Here is a 15,555-nt window from a genome sequence, read left to right on the forward strand (position 1 = left end):
GGTTTTTAATGTGAGTTGTTTTGGAAACGGTTACATTTAGAAAATTAACAATTATCATAGTAATCAACACTTTGTAACATGAGGGGGGATACCTCGACTTAGCATTGCTCTTTTTCGTTAAGTCGGGTTTTCCCTATCAAAATTAAAATTTATTAGGGGGTTTATCATGAAGAAATTATTAGCATTATTAATATTTGTATTAATGTTAACGTTCTTAGCCGCATGTGGCAGTGAAGACACGTCATCAAATGATGGCAATGCAAACGACGAAGATACTAAAGAAAACTCAGGTGAAGACAATGGTGAATGGACACCTTCAGAGTCTATCGAAATTGTTGCTCCAGCAGGTGCTGGTGGCGGTTGGGATACAACGGCTCGTATGTCAGCACAAGTTCTAACTGAAGAAAGTATGATCGATCAAGACATGGGTGTTGTTAACAAAGAAGGAGCCGGAGGTGCTATCGGCTGGGCTTACATGGCTGAACAAGAAGGTAGTAACCACAACTTATTCGTATCATCTTCACCAATTTTATTAGTACCATTAAATGGCCAGTCTGAATATGGACATGAAGATTTTACTCCAATTGCAAACGTGATTGCTGACTACGGTGCTTTTGCAGTTGCTAAAGATGCAAAATGGGATAATTTAAATGAACTATTTGAGGATATGAAAGAAGATCCGCAAAGTGTAACAATTGTTGGTACATCTGCTCCTGGCAGTATGGACCACATTCAGTTCGTGCGCTTCGCTAAAGCAGCAGGTGTAGATATTACAAAAATTAAATATGTTTCTGCTCCAGATGCTGGCGGTGTCACTCAAGTATTAAACGGAAGTGCTGATGTATTCTCAACAGGTGTAGCTGAAGTTGCTGAGCAAGTTCGCGCGGATAAACTTAAAGTTCTTGCCGTAACATCTGAAGAACGTTTAGACGGTGAAGTACTTTCAACATTCCCAACGGCTAAAGAGCAAGGAATCGATGAAACATTCGTAAACTGGAGAGGCTTCTTTGGTCCAAAAGATATGGACCCGGCAGCTGTTAAATATTACGAGAATAAATTTAAAGAGTTAAGTGATTCTGAAGCGTTCGCTGATGTTCGTTCTAATTATGGTTGGAACGAAATGTACATGGGCAGTGAAGAATACAAACAATTCTTAGATGAAGAAAAAGAGAATCTACAAAGTATTCTTGAAGAATTAGGTTTATTAAAATAATGTCTTTAATGGAAGTCAACAGGATGCTTGTTGACTTCTGATACTTTAAGCGAGTTGTTAAATCAAAATAATTCCGAGCGGGTTTTGACTAGGAAGGGGTGAATTCCAATGTTACAAGGGGTTAATCGTAAAATTGGCTTAATCTTAGCTCTATTATCAATAGGTTATTTATATATGAGTTATCAATTGCCAACCTATCCTTATATTCCAATAGATGCTGATGCCGTTCCAAAGACATTGGGATGGGTTTTATTAGTATTATCGATTGCTCTAATTTTTTCTAAAGATAGTGATTCAGAAGAGCAAAAGGCCAAGCGTCGAATTCCTAAAACAGATGTTAAAGCCTTATTGGGTGTAGGTGCATTACTCTTAATCTACATTATATTATTTGAAACACTTGGTTTTATCATTATGACCGTTTTGTTCGTTTATTTTTGTTCATGGTTTTTAGGTTATAAAAACCATATTGTGAATGCAATCGTATCAATTGTGTTTCCGGTAGCTCTATATAGTATTTTTGTTTTTATGCTTCAAATTAAACTACCACAGGGAATACTACCGTTTTAAGAGAGGAGGGGAAGCATGGGAGCTATTGAAGGAATTTTAACAGGTTTTGAAGTGGCCTTTAGTTGGGAAGGTATTCTATTCGTATTATTAGGTGTGTTTGTAGGTACATTTATAGGAATGCTACCTGGACTTGGTCCTATTAGTGCGATTGCGATAATGATTCCGATAACGTACGGAATGAATCCGACTTTAGCGCTTGTTATGATGGCAGGAGTTTATTATGGTGCGGTATTTGGTGGTTCAACATCCTCTATATTATTGAATGCGCCAGGCATTTCAGGGACTGTTGCATCATCATTTGATGGATACCCGATGGCGCAGCAGGGTAAAGCAGGGAAAGCACTATCGATTGCGGCTATCTCCTCATTTGCCGGTGGAACCATTAGTGTTGTATTATTGATGATTTTTGCACCGATGTTAGCAAGTGTGGCGATATCGTTTGGACCACCTGCCTATTTCGCTTTAATGTTACTAGGTCTTACTGCCATTGCTAGTTTATCAGAAGGTTCAACGATTAAAGCACTGATTTCAGCAGTTGTTGGTTTCATGATTGCAACAATTGGAATTGATCCTCAAACAGGAACAGGTCGATTCACATTTGGTAGCATGAATTTATTAGATGGTATTGATTTTCTAGTCATTGCTCTAGGGTTATTTGCCATTGCAGAAGTTTGTTATTTAGTTATGAATCGTCATAAATCTTCAGCAGGTTCTGGAAAAGAAATTGGCAGTTTAAAAATATCTAAAGAGGATGCGAAGGAAATGAGTGGTCCGGTGGGCCGTCAATCTTTACTTGGATTTCTCTTAGGTGTTTTACCAGGTGCCGGTGCAACTATTGCATCGTTTATTAGTTATATTGCTGAGAAGCGAATTGCTAAGAAGCCAGAGGAGTTTGGAAAAGGATCGGTTAAAGGGCTAGCTGCTCCAGAAGCGTCTAACAATGCTGCGACTAGTGGTGCGTTTGTACCGTTATTAAGTCTGGGTATTCCAGGTTCAGGTACGACAGCCGTTATGCTAGGTGCATTCTTAGTATTAGGGTTACAACCAGGACCAATGTTAATGGGAGATCACCCTGAAGTTTTCTGGGGTATTATTGCTAGTATGTATATCGGTAACATTTTTCTATTGGTCTTAAATTTACCGTTAATTCCTTATATCGCGAGAATTTTAACCATTCCTAGACCACTTTTAATTTCGTTAGTCTTAATGTTTAGTTTAATTGGGGTATATGCGATTAGTTTCAGTGTTTTTGACTTGTATTTATTATTGGCATTTGGTGTCATCGGTTTCTTGATGCGAATGTTTGCATTCCCAGCTCCACCTTTTATTTTAGCGTTTATCCTAGGTGGTATGATGGAACAATCATTTAGACAATCGATGACGATTTCCAATGGAAGTATTTCTATTATGTTTGAAAACAATATTTCACTCGTTTTAATTATTTTATCTGTGCTTTCATTTGCCTTCCCAATTGCCAAAGGTATCTGGTCTAAGAAAAAAGCTAGTTAAAGGTAATTGTATATGAGAAAGTTATGGCTATTGTTCGTGCAGTGATGGGAAGATCAGATAAAGTTTTAGCGGTATGATAACGAATGGGCTTACTCCTGTCGAGTAGCTGGATGATTGAAAATGAGAAATTACTAAAGTCTTCCTAATAGGGGTGTTGTTGTCTGTATATTGTGAAAGTGTTATAGAAACGTTCCCTTCTTCAAAAGTAACCACTCTTTATCTATGTGGAGCCCGGATGGCATAGAACAAGAGAACGAAAGGAATGAGAAATATGAAGACGCTTAATGAGATGGATGCACTTTATTCTAAAAAGGTATACAATAACTTATCTGTATCAGAGCTAGTCGAAAAGGCCATTACGCAAAAGGAAGCAATATTAACAGAGAAAGGGGCGCTTCATGCCTATACAGGGGAGTTTACAGGTAGGTCACCAAAGGATAAATATATTGTGAAAGATTCCGTTACAAAAGAACGGGTGAAATGGGGGGAAATCAACCAACTGATTTCTGAGCAAACATTTGATGCACTCTACAAAAAAGCGTTAGCCTATATGTCTGATCGAGAGCTGTTTATGTTTGAAGGAGCAGCCGGTGCTGACACAAACCACCAGATCTCCATTAGGGTAATCAATGAATTAGCCTGGCATAATCTATTCATGAAGCAATTATTCATTCAACATGATTCAGGAAAAAAGGAATCTGACTTTACAATAATTTGTCTTCCTGGGTTAAAAGCCGATCCAATGAAGGATGAACTTCATTCCGAAACATTCATATCTATTTCATTTGAAAGAAGAATCGTACTCATTGGCGGTACTGCCTACGCAGGTGAAATGAAAAAATCTGTATTCAGTGTGCTTAATTTTTTGTTGCCATTTGAAGGCATATTGCCAATGCATTGTTCTGCTAATATGGGTGACAGTCCTGATGATGTGGCTTTGTTTTTCGGCTTATCAGGAACAGGAAAAACAACACTGTCAGCAGATCCAAATCGTCAGCTTATCGGTGATGATGAGCATGGCTGGTCCGATTCCGGTGTCTTTAATTTTGAAGGGGGCTGTTATGCTAAATGTATCGGTCTATCTCAGGAACAAGAACCACAAATATGGAGGGCAATTAAATATGGTTCTGTTTTAGAAAACGTAGTGATTGATCCTGAAACTAGATTGTTAGATTTTGATGCTAACACATATACGGAAAACACCCGTGCTGCTTATTCGATTGAAAACATCCCTGGAGCGGTTAGCCCGAGTGTTGCTGGTCATCCGAAAGTGATTATTTTTCTTACAGCGGATGCATTCGGTGTACTTCCGCCAATTTCAAAGTTGAAGAAAGAACAGGCTATGTATCATTTCTTGAGCGGATATACATCGAAACTTGCTGGTACGGAGAGGGGCATTACGGAACCTGAAGCTACTTTTTCCACCTGTTTTGGTGAACCGTTCCTACCGCTTGACCCTAATGTTTATGCTGAGTTACTTGGTAAAAAAATTGATGACCATGATGTACGTGTTTACCTTGTAAATACTGGGTGGTCCGGCGGTGCATATGGAGTCGGTGAAAGAATAAAATTAACTTACACTCGTACCATGGTTCGGGCAGCAATTAATGGTGATTTGGAAAAAGTTAATTACAATCAAGATTCTCATTTCGGTTTATTTATTCCAGAAACGATAGCAGGGGTGCCGACAGAAATATTAAACCCTCGTCATACATGGGAAAACAAAAACGCTTATGATATAAAAGCACAAGAGTTAGCAGAAAGGTTTATTTCCAATTTCGAACGCTTTTCTAATGTAGTACCAGAAATAAAACAAGCAGGACCGCAAATTTAATCAAATAGTGAATGGATTTCATAAGCAAAAAAATGAAAAACTAAAAACGAAATAATGATTTCAAAAGAAAGGAGCACAGAGGTTTGAGCTCCTTTCTTTTTGTTTTAGTTGATTCCAGCTTGTCGCTAGAAAAAATATTTGGCAATTAGCCTAAAGAATGTACCTTGCTCAAGAATATAAATCATCATGCTTAGTTGGAACCTTTTATTTACTGTTAATCCAAATTGTCTTTAGGTTTTTCTTTATGCTTTCTATTTTTAACCTCAGTAAATATATTATCTGACACACTTGTTTTATTTTTTGGACCTTCATTTGGAGGATTAGATTGATTTGATTCGATCAGCGATTTGAGCATCTCAATATCCTCTTTTGTAGCGTATTGTTTACTAGACTTTAACATATAACCTAACTGACCGTTCGGTTCTATCGTAGCCCATTTTAGATCAGAAAAATGCTGAATGTTTTGTTGTCTCAGACGTACTTCGAGCATATCAACCGTTAATCGTAGCTTCTTTAAATTGCCTTCATTAATTTGGCCGTCTTCGACTACTATAAGTGATTTACCATAAATAAAAGTCTCAAGCGTATCCGATTTCAAAACGATATACTCAATAAAGAGAAGAGTACTTACCATTAAAAAGGTTATCACCATTGTAATCCAAATATTCCTGTCGCCAACAGGTTGAATAATCAATGAACCAACAGCTATCATCATGACAGTCTGAGCAACCGTAAGTTGTGAGATTGATTTTCTTCCAGCCAACCGCAAAATTAGGACACCTCCTAAAACGACGACAATAGCCTTCCATATGAAATGTAAATCCATCAATATCCCCTCTTTTCAAAATTTGCTAAAAATATATGTACGATCTATTGTTTATTGTGGATGATATCCATTACTTTATCCTTCAAGTGATAACCATTAAAGTTTCTTCTTTTTTTCAACATTTTCAATAGTTTCTGCGCGAGGAGTATTATATAACCTGCTCTTCGGCTCATATATTTTTTGAGAAGGCCATAGTCCATGGTGTCCTGAGAATAGATAGCTGACTAAACAAGCAACAAAAAAGTACTCTAACCCTTTTCCATCAAACATCTCCATTGCCAGCAGGAAAGCTGCTATAGGTGTATTAGCCCCTCCACAAAAAACAGCAATTAAGCCTAATGCAGCGAGAAATGACATAGGTAAATCAATGAACGTGTGTAAGGCATTACCTAATGTTGCCCCGATAAAAAATAAAGGGATAGCTTCCCCACCAACAAAGCCGCTGCCTAGGGTTATCGCAGTAAATGCCAGCTTGGCTAGAAAAGCAAATGGCGGAACGTCTTCTGTAAAAGTTTGTTCCAACATCTGTAATCCCCGGCCGTTATAGTCTTGTGAACCAACAATCAATGTTAATGCTACAATGACAATTCCTCCAAAAAAAGCTCTTTTCATATGGTTTTTTTTGAAAAGTTTCTCAGAGATTTTTTCTATCCCATGTCTCAGCTGACAGTATAAAACACTTATTAGGCTAAAAATAACTGATAGAAGAATAACTACTATAAAGGTAGTAATAGATATTTCCGGTACCGTTTGTATGATAAATTCTTCATGTTTATGTCCCCAGGCTGCTGTAGTTATATAATGGCCAACAAAGCTTGCGGTAAGACAAGGAACAAATGCTTCCAATTTAAATTTTCCTAAAGTAGCCATCTCCATGCCAAAAACAGCCCCAGTGATGGGCGCTCCAAAGGCAGCACCAAAACCAGCACTTATACCGCTCATCATAAAAATTTTCTTATCTAATTTGATTATCTTAAAGTATTTGTTGACCGCTGCAGCTACACTCCCTCCCATTTGGACAGCTGCACCTTCCCTACCCGTAGAACCCCCAAAAAGGACGGTAATAAAAGTCGCGCAATAGACAATTGGCCCCATTCTCAGCGGCACCTCTTTTTTTCCATGCACGGAGTCTATTACCAGATTATTTAGTTTAGCAGTGTCATTCAACGTATTATTCAGAAATACCTTTCCGTAGTTCATATATATGTATCCTATGATTATTCCTCCAAAGGGAAGAAGGAAAATAAGCCAATCTCTTTTTAATCGTATCTCATCACCTAGATAATCGTTTGTCTCTAAAAGGAAAGTGGTTGTCGAGCCTACAACTATACCAATTATGCTTCCAAAAATAATCCATAGAACCAGAATGGAAAAAAAGTTCTTATACTTTAACAGCATTCACCCACTTGCCTCCTTTCTTTCTCTTGGGAGATTTCACTCTATTGTTTCCTGTCGTATTAAAATTATTAGGAATGTGTTCTTTATTATTTATCCGCTATTTTTTAACTATCTAGAGATTGTTAAAGACCACACTTTGAAAAATAGGAATATTTTCGATTAAATACGGATAAGAGTACCGTACGTGGACACATGTCTCTATATACATGTACTTGGCCCATTTGTTAGAAGCAAAATTGAACTAAGCCACCTTTTCTATCTTTTCTTATGGTTACCACTTTTAATTGAAAATATGGTAAGATTATCACCGACTCAGCTAAATGTAACCGCTAAATATTTTGAAAAATTGCCGATAGGAGAAATTTAATGTGAAGCCGAAAATTTCAGATGTTGCTAAAGTTGCTGGTGTTTCACCAACAACTGTTTCTAGAGTTTTGAATAATCGAGGATATATAGGAGAAGAGACTAGAAAAAAAGTTGATGAGGCGATGAAACAACTTAATTATTTTCCTAATGATGTTGCAAGGTCGTTGTTTATAAAGAAAACATTCTTAATTGGGGTTATTTTTCCTACTACAACGAATCCATTTTATGGACAACTTATTTTTCATATAGAAAATATTGCGGCGTCTTTAGGATATAAGATTTTGTTGTGTAATAGTCAAGGGCAAGAAGATAAAGAGAGAAGTTATTTGAGGATGCTTCAAAGAAATCAAGTGGATGGAATCATAGCTGGAGCTCATAATCGAGGCGTAAAGGAATATGATATACCAACTCTGCCAGTTGTTGGAGTTGACCGTTATTTGTCGGAAAATATTCCTGTTGTTTCAAGTGACAATTATGATGGTGGAAGGCAAGCCACCCAGTTATTAATTAACAAAGGCTGTCGAAACATCATTCATATTAATGGTCCGATTTATTTAGAGACACCAGCCAATTTAAGAAGAAAAGCATATGAGGATGTTATGAGGGAGAATCAATTGACCCCTATTACCTATGAAACAGACGGAGATAATCAAGCAGTCATAAAACAATTATTCGATGAGAATCCCCTAGTAGATAGTATTTTTGCCAGTGATGATCTAATTGCCTCAGCGGTCATAAGAGAGGCTAAAATGAGAAAAAGAAACATACCCTCTGATTTTAAAGTTATTGGCTATGACGGGACAGAGACAACTAGATTACTACTACCTGAGTTAAGTACGATTCAACAACCGTTAAGAGAGATTGCTGAAAAAACGATTGATATTTTAATTAAAGAAATAAATGAAGAAGGGGATCATAGTGAGATGGAAACCATCTTACCTGTTAGATTGATAGAAGGCGAGACAACCTAGCAGTGAGGTGGTCTATTTTTTTAATTATATGTCATCCGGTTGACATATGAAACCGGATGACATATAATTCCGTTGTAGGCGGTTACATATTAATACGAGGAGGTTATTAGAAATGAAAAAGGTAATATTATTAACTATTTTAGTTTTGATGGCAATTATTGTTACAGCTTGTGGTGGAGGAAATGAATCATCCAGTGCTAGTGATAATGAAGTATCTCTTTGGGTTCACACTTCAGATGAAACTCCTGAAGGGGAAGCAATGCAGAGTACTATTGATCGATTTAATGAAGAGTATAAAGGAACATACTCCGCTAAGATTGAGTTTATTCCACGGAGTGGAGCTGGAGGCGGATACGAAGATAAAATTAATGCCGCTTTAACAACAGATACATTACCAGATGTTTTAACTTTGGATGGACCTAATACAGCGGCATATGCAGAAGCTGGAATGATTGCACCAATCGGTGATTATATAACAAATAAAGATGACTTATTACCAAGTATTATTCAACAAGGTACCTATGACGATCAATTATATGCGGTTGGGTATTCAGAATCTGGTGTTGGAATCTTCTATAATAAACAAATGCTCAAAGAAGCAGGAATTGATTTATCTACGTTACCAACAGTTGAAGAACCTTGGGATTGGAATCAATTTATGGAGCTTTGTGAAACGTTAGTTAATACTTACGATACTGCTGCAATTGATATGGGCTTTGATGATAAAAGTGAATGGTTAATGTATGCCTTCTCACCATTTTTATGGTCGCAAGGTGGAAATTTAGTGTCTGAAGATGGATCGACAGCGGAAAGTCATTTTAATGATGAAAACTCAGTCAAAACATTTAGTTTTATTCAGAAAATGGTCAAAAAAGGATACACAACAATTACTCCAGTTGAAAAAGGATTTCATACTGGTGAGTATCCAATGAAGTTCGGTGGATCGTGGACAATTGCTGAAATGGAGGACTATCCAGATGTGGAATATGGTGTTATGCCATACCCGACATCTCCGGATACAAATGAATTAGTTTCTCCATCTGGTAGCTGGCAATATGCGATGGCTGCTTCAACTGAAAAACAGGAAGCTGCTGGTGCATTGATTGATTTTATGACATCCACAGAATCATTAACAGAGATTACTCTAGCGAATAGTGTACTTCCGGCAGCTCATTCAGTTGTTGAAGAGGTACAAGATAAAGTTTCACCTCAAATGAATGTTTTAATTCAGCAGAACCAAAAGTCGGCGCATGCTAGACCAGTTTTACCTAATTATCCGCAGGTAAGCAGAGTTTTCCAACAGACGGTCAGCGATGTCGCTTACTATGAAGAAAATAGTGATGTACAAAAATTGCTAGATGAAAAGACTGCTCAAATGGAAAAAGCGTTGAAATAAGATAGGTTACTCCGACTTGGTTTTATCCAAGTCGGAATCTTTAAAAGGAGTTTTGACTGATGAATACTAATAAAAGGGAGAATTTAGCAGCATATTCGTTTCTATCACCTGCTCTAATATTATTAGGAACCTTTCTAGTTATACCTGCCTTGATGGCCATTTATTATGCTTTTACGGATTATTATTTATTAACACCAGATCAGCGCAAATTTATTGGATTGCAAAATTTCATTGAAATCTTTAAAGACCCAATTTTTATTCAAAGTTTAAAAAATATCGTCTTATTTGTGGTTTTCGTCATTCCAATACAAGTAGGTGCAGCTTTAGGGTTAGCATTATTAATTAATAAACCTAGAAAAGGAAATATATTTTTCAAGGTTGCCTACTTTTCTCCGGTAGTTTTGTCATTAGTTGTTATATCTGTCCTATGGTTATATCTATTAAATCCATCAGAAGGTTTGATTAATAGCTTATTAACAAAAATCGGAATGGAAGCTCAGCCATTCTTAAGCAGTCCAAAGCAAGCGATGATAACAATTGTGTTTGTTTCCGCATGGCAGGGTGCAGGCTATCAGATGTTAATTTTTTTAGCGGGGCTTCAAAATATCCCATCTACAGTGTATGAAGCCGGTAAAATTGATGGGGTTAACAAATGGCAGAACTTTATTCATATTACGTTGCCTTTGTTAAAGCCCACTTCTGTTTTAATTATGATTACGACATTAATCTCAGCATTTAAATTAATCATCCAGCCGATGGTTATGACACAAGGTGGACCTATGAATTCTACCATGACACCTGTCTATTATATTTACCAGTCGGGATTCTCCGATCGAATGATTGGATACGCGAGTGCGATGACGGTTATCTTTGGAATTATAATTGGAATCATAACATTGCTACAAAGCAGGTTAACAAAGGAGGATGACATGTAATGAACAAGAAGCTTAAAAAATCAATCGAATATTTTTTCCTGATTTTGTTAGCTTGTATATTTATCTTTCCTATGTTGTGGATGGTAGTTTCCTCCATGAAGCCTGAAGCAGAGATTTATCTTGATATGGGTGGCATACAATCCTTACTTCCTTCACTTGATGTTTCTCAATGGTTTCTAACATATAAAGAATTATTTTCAAGATTTAATGTTCCTCAATATGTAATCAATAGTATTATCTATGCGGTAACAATTACCGTGGGTTCTATTATGGTTAATGCGATGGCAGGGTTTGCTTTTGCAAAATTTGAATTTAGAGGGAAGAAGTTGTTATTCGGTATATTACTAGTTTTGTTAATTGTACCAGTGGAAACAATTATCATTACCCAGTTTACGGTGGCACACACGTTAGGCATTCTTAATACACGATTAGCAGTTGTTTTACCGATGATTGGAAACATGTTTTTCATTTACTTGTTTAGGAATTTTTTTAAGGCGGTACCAGATGAAATTATAGAATCGGTCAAATTAGATGGGGCAAACAATTGGATTGTTTTTTGGAAGATTATATTACCAATGTCTAAACCTGCTGTTGCTACTGTCGGAACACTATCCTTTATCGCTAGTTGGAATGATTACCTATGGCCATTAATGGTATTAACAGATACAGATAAGTTTCCTCTCCAAGTAGCTATTACAAATATTAATACAACCCAGCCTGTTTATACCAATCAGGTAATGGCAATCCTTACGATTTCAACGATACCACTCATTATCGTCTATATATTGGCTCAGAAGTATATACTTCAGGGACTTGGCGGAACTGGCACGGGAATTAAATAGAGAGAACTTTTACAGGGGGGATAATAATGTACACAGTAAAAAAAGCAAATGCGTATATTGAGGAAAATAGGAAGCGTGTCATAGCTGACTATAGAAATGACTATCATGCAATGGCAGCGATTGGATGGATTAATGATCCAAACGGATTTATATACTATAAAGGTGAATATCATTTATTTTATCAATATTACCCGTATGAAGCGGTATGGGGGTCAATGCATTGGGGTCATTCAAAAAGTAAAGATTTAGTAAACTGGGAAACCGCTCCAGTCGCATTAGCCCCAGATCAATCCTATGACAAAGATGGTTGTTTTTCTGGAACAGCTATCGAAAAAGATGGAAAACTCTATCTGATGTATACTGGGCATATTGAGGGTGAGACAGAAGAAGATATTAGACAAGTGCAATGTATAGCTGTTTCCTCAGATGGCGTTATTTTTGAGAAAGTGGAACAAAATCCAGTTATAACGGAAGCTGATTTGCCGGAAAATGCAAAACCACAGGACTTTAGAGACCCGAAAGTAGTGAAGAAGGGTGATTTCTATTATTCCTTAATTGCTTCCAAAAAAGAAGATGGTGGAGGACAAATTCTACTATATAAATCGAAGGATTTACTTGATTGGGAGTTTGTTTCTGTCATGTTAAATGGGGAAATAGAGGAAGGGCCGATGTGGGAGTGCCCTGATATATTCGAATTAGACGGTAAGGATGTTCTGCTGCTCTCAGTCGATGGATTACCCAAAAAAGATAACAATTTCCTAAATACGCATTCCGTTCTCGCTATTGTTGGAGAAATGGATTGGGAACAAGGAATTTTTCATAAAGAAACGGTTGAAGAGTTAGATTATGGTCTAGATTTCTATGCTCCACAAACAATTGAAGATGACAAAAATAGAAGAATCATGATTTCATGGATGCAAATGTGGGGAAGAAACATTCCAACGGAGACGGAACAACATGGTTGGGCTGGTTCGATGACATTACCAAGGGAACTTTTTATAAAAAACAATCATGTCTATCAAAGACCTGTTGCAGAAATTAAAAATTACTATACCAATAGACAAAGTTACCAGACTATTAAATTATCAGATGAATCAAAAGCGATTGAGGAATTATCAGCTGAAGTTAGTGCTATTGAATTAGTATTAGATGTAAAAGCTGGGAAAAAATTTGACCTAGAAGTTCGTTCCAATCAGGTTGAGAAAACGTTATTAAGCTATGATTGTGAAACTAGCTTTCTAGAACTAAATCGGATAAATAGTGGAATCGAGATTGTGGGTAATGAAGAGGAGCATGTGTATAAACGCTCCGTTTACTGTAAGCCGGAAAATAATAAAATTGAATTAGAGATTTTTCTTGACCGGTCATCGATAGAGGTATTTGCAAATCATGGGAAATACACGTTAACGTCTACTATTTATCCAACAAAGAAGGCGGATAATATAAAAATCAGTGCTGAAGGTGAAATAGAGGTTGATCGTCTAGAAAAATGGGATATAGAGGTTTAATGATGAAAAAAGTATATACAATTGGAGAGGCTCTCATCGATTTTATTCCTCACGAAGTAGACGTTTCTATGAGTGAGGTCGAAAGTTTTAAAAAAGTACCTGGAGGCGCACCTGCTAATGTTGCAGCCACCATTGCAAAACTGGGAGGAAAGAGTGCTTTTATTGGTCAAGTTGGTGAAGATATGTTTGGCTTCTACTTAAAACAAGTATTAGCTGAGAATAGAGTAGATATTACCCACATGTTACACACGAATAAAGCCAACACGGCATTAGCATTTGTTGCGTTAAAACAGGGTGGCGAACGGGAATTTGCTTTTTACCGGAAACCTAGTGCTGATATGCTTTTAGAAAGGGAGTATATAAAAACGATTACCTTTACGGACAATGCTATCTTACATTTTTGCTCTGTTAGTTTGATTGAAAGTGAAGTGAAATATGCGCATATCGAAGCAATCAAAAAGGTAAAGGAAGAAGCCGGATTAATAGTTTTTGATCCTAATGTAAGACAAAACCTTTGGGATGATCAGGTATTATATTCTCAAACGATTCAAGAATTTATTCCTTATGCGGATATTTTGAAAGTAAGTGATGATGAGCTGAGATTTATTACAGGAGAAGACACAGAAGAAGAAGGAATTAACCATCTATTGTCTCAATCTATTAAGTTATTAATTCTAACAAAAGGCAAAGAGGGTGTGACGTTTTTTATAGGTAAAAAGAAAATAAGTGTACCAGGATTTGTTGTTCAGTCCATTGATACAACGGGAGCAGGAGATTCTTTTATCGGCGCCTTCTTATATCAATTTTCATTAATGGATAAAAAACTTACAGACTTAACTCCAGATGAATTAGTTTCTATGGTGACCTTTGCTAACGCTGTAGCAGCAATGGTCACCACGAAAAATGGTGCGATAAGTGCTTTGCCAACGACGAAGGAAGTGGTAAACTTTGTTTCTGGAAAGTAAGAGATAATAATTCAGTACTTGATTCATAGGACCAGGGACTACATTAGACTATTGTCTGTTGTAGTTCCTGGCTTTTATGTTTTATTGGTACTTACCTAAGAGCTAACAATAAAATAGAATCGACAAATTATTACAATTTACGGGCGGTGACGGACATTATTAGCCACATTACTTCTTATTGAATCTATTGAGCAAAAACAACAACGCAGGATTGTGGAAAAGGAACCTTCTCCTTTATATTTTATTGGACCTACAAAAAAGAGCCAATGAAGAGATGTACGGCTTATTTCGTTATTTTTACCAGCGTCTATTAGAAAATTTTTCACACCATCTCCTGTTACAGTAAAAAGGAAGCTGTTTTATCAAATAACAGGTAGGGGAGTGATGTCTTCCTTTAGGCATTTACACACATTCCTTCCTGAAAGAATACAATGAGTAAAAACAGGAGAGGGTGGGTGATGATGCCTTACACATTTCCAGTCCATATAGAAACGCACAAAATCAGTGACGGTTACAATAAAACCGTTTTTTACCCCCAAGTGGCAGCGTTGCAAAATCAGGAATTGGAAGGGTTGATTAATCATGCGATTATTGATCAAACCCAACAGCTGATAAACGAACAAATTGGAAATATGCCAACAGCAGTGGAAGAAATGATTGGATTATATGAAATAAAAAACAACCAGCGTCAAGTACTGAGTTTATCACTTTCCAATTATACGTATCACTACCAGGCGGCACATGGGATGACCTATATCAAGTCGCTAACATTTGATCTGGAAAAAGGGGAGAAATGTGAGCTGAGTGAATTATTTAAGCCAGGAAGTAATTATGTGGAGAGACTCTCCAGCTTAGTTGATCAACAAATAAAACAGCGGGATATCCCACTTTTGGGCGAATTTACTGGTATTAGGCCTGATCAGGACTTTTATATTGCGGATAAATCCCTTGTTATTTACTTCCAACTATATGAAATTACCCCATATGTTTTTGGTTTCCCTATGTTTCCAATTTCGGTATATGATCTCCAGGATATTATCGTTGAAAATGGCCCACTCGGACGATTGGCTGTTAATAATTAATGTTCCTTTTATAAGGGTAGGTATAGGTCAAGATAGACGATAGCTGAGAATGGTTCATTAAATACGCTTTATTTGTTCTTTAACTTTACTCTGAAATTTATTAATATGACTGGTACACCCCCATGCCCATCAAGCTAACATTC

General features: G+C 36.9%; 13 protein-coding genes. 11 read left to right on the forward strand and 2 right to left on the reverse strand.

The window, feature by feature from the left end; genetic code table 11:
- Positions 1-166: 166 nt before the first annotated feature.
- From ACTWP4_RS03845 to pckA, 4 genes are all read left to right on the forward strand, one after another.
- Entirely contained in the window at positions 167-1,213 is a 1,047-nt protein-coding gene (locus ACTWP4_RS03845; protein WP_443127447.1) for a tripartite tricarboxylate transporter substrate-binding protein, read from the forward strand.
- A 108-nt stretch (positions 1,214-1,321) separates the two neighbouring features.
- A complete protein-coding gene (locus ACTWP4_RS03850; protein ID WP_443127448.1) occupies positions 1,322-1,780 on the forward strand; it encodes a tripartite tricarboxylate transporter TctB family protein in 459 nt (152 codons plus the stop codon).
- Positions 1,781-1,795: 15 nt separating this feature from the next.
- Positions 1,796-3,289 carry a tripartite tricarboxylate transporter permease gene (locus ACTWP4_RS03855; protein ID WP_443127449.1) on the forward strand — a complete coding sequence of 498 codons (1,494 nt, stop codon included), beginning with the start codon at positions 1,796-1,798 and terminating at the stop codon, positions 3,287-3,289.
- Between the two features lie 262 nt (positions 3,290-3,551).
- Positions 3,552-5,123, forward strand: a complete 1,572-nt coding sequence (gene pckA / locus ACTWP4_RS03860; RefSeq protein WP_443127450.1) for a phosphoenolpyruvate carboxykinase (ATP) — start codon at positions 3,552-3,554, stop codon at positions 5,121-5,123.
- A gap of 214 nt (positions 5,124-5,337) precedes the next feature.
- Here pckA and ACTWP4_RS03865 read toward each other — a convergent pair whose 3' ends face one another.
- Positions 5,338-5,949 (reverse strand): DUF421 domain-containing protein, encoded by a 612-nt coding sequence (locus ACTWP4_RS03865; RefSeq protein ID WP_443127451.1) that lies wholly within the window; start codon positions 5,947-5,949, stop codon positions 5,338-5,340.
- Between the two features lie 96 nt (positions 5,950-6,045).
- Complete coding sequence (locus ACTWP4_RS03870) at positions 6,046-7,347, reverse strand: voltage-gated chloride channel family protein (protein ID WP_443127452.1); 1,302 nt, start codon at positions 7,345-7,347, stop codon at positions 6,046-6,048.
- Positions 7,348-7,715: 368 nt separating this feature from the next.
- Between ACTWP4_RS03870 and ACTWP4_RS03875 the strand changes: the two genes are divergently transcribed.
- From ACTWP4_RS03875 to ACTWP4_RS03905, 7 genes are all read left to right on the forward strand, one after another.
- Positions 7,716-8,684 (forward strand): LacI family DNA-binding transcriptional regulator, encoded by a 969-nt coding sequence (locus ACTWP4_RS03875; RefSeq protein WP_443127453.1) that lies wholly within the window; start codon positions 7,716-7,718, stop codon positions 8,682-8,684.
- A gap of 112 nt (positions 8,685-8,796) precedes the next feature.
- Positions 8,797-10,080 (forward strand): ABC transporter substrate-binding protein, encoded by a 1,284-nt coding sequence (locus ACTWP4_RS03880; RefSeq protein ID WP_443127454.1) that lies wholly within the window; start codon positions 8,797-8,799, stop codon positions 10,078-10,080.
- 59 nt (positions 10,081-10,139) lie between these two features.
- Positions 10,140-11,015, forward strand: a complete 876-nt coding sequence (locus ACTWP4_RS03885) for a carbohydrate ABC transporter permease (protein WP_443127455.1) — start codon at positions 10,140-10,142, stop codon at positions 11,013-11,015.
- A complete protein-coding gene (locus ACTWP4_RS03890; RefSeq protein ID WP_443127456.1) occupies positions 11,015-11,857 on the forward strand; it encodes a carbohydrate ABC transporter permease in 843 nt (280 codons plus the stop codon). Before ACTWP4_RS03885 ends, ACTWP4_RS03890 begins: the two co-directional genes overlap by 1 nt.
- Positions 11,858-11,883: 26 nt before the next feature.
- The gene (locus ACTWP4_RS03895) at positions 11,884-13,365 is read left to right on the forward strand and encodes a glycoside hydrolase family 32 protein (protein ID WP_443127457.1); all 1,482 of its coding nucleotides are present in this window, start codon (positions 11,884-11,886) and stop codon (positions 13,363-13,365) included.
- 2 nt (positions 13,366-13,367) lie between these two features.
- The gene (locus ACTWP4_RS03900; protein WP_443127458.1) at positions 13,368-14,330 is read left to right on the forward strand and encodes a carbohydrate kinase family protein; all 963 of its coding nucleotides are present in this window, start codon (positions 13,368-13,370) and stop codon (positions 14,328-14,330) included.
- A 461-nt stretch (positions 14,331-14,791) separates the two neighbouring features.
- Positions 14,792-15,412: a DUF3298 domain-containing protein gene (locus ACTWP4_RS03905; RefSeq protein ID WP_443127459.1), complete on the forward strand. Its 621-nt coding sequence runs from the start codon at positions 14,792-14,794 to the stop codon at positions 15,410-15,412.
- Positions 15,413-15,555 lie beyond the last annotated feature (143 nt).

Origin of the sequence: Gracilibacillus sp. D59, from assembly GCF_052246695.1 — a bacterium.
GTDB lineage: Bacteria > Bacillota > Bacilli > Bacillales > Amphibacillaceae > Gracilibacillus.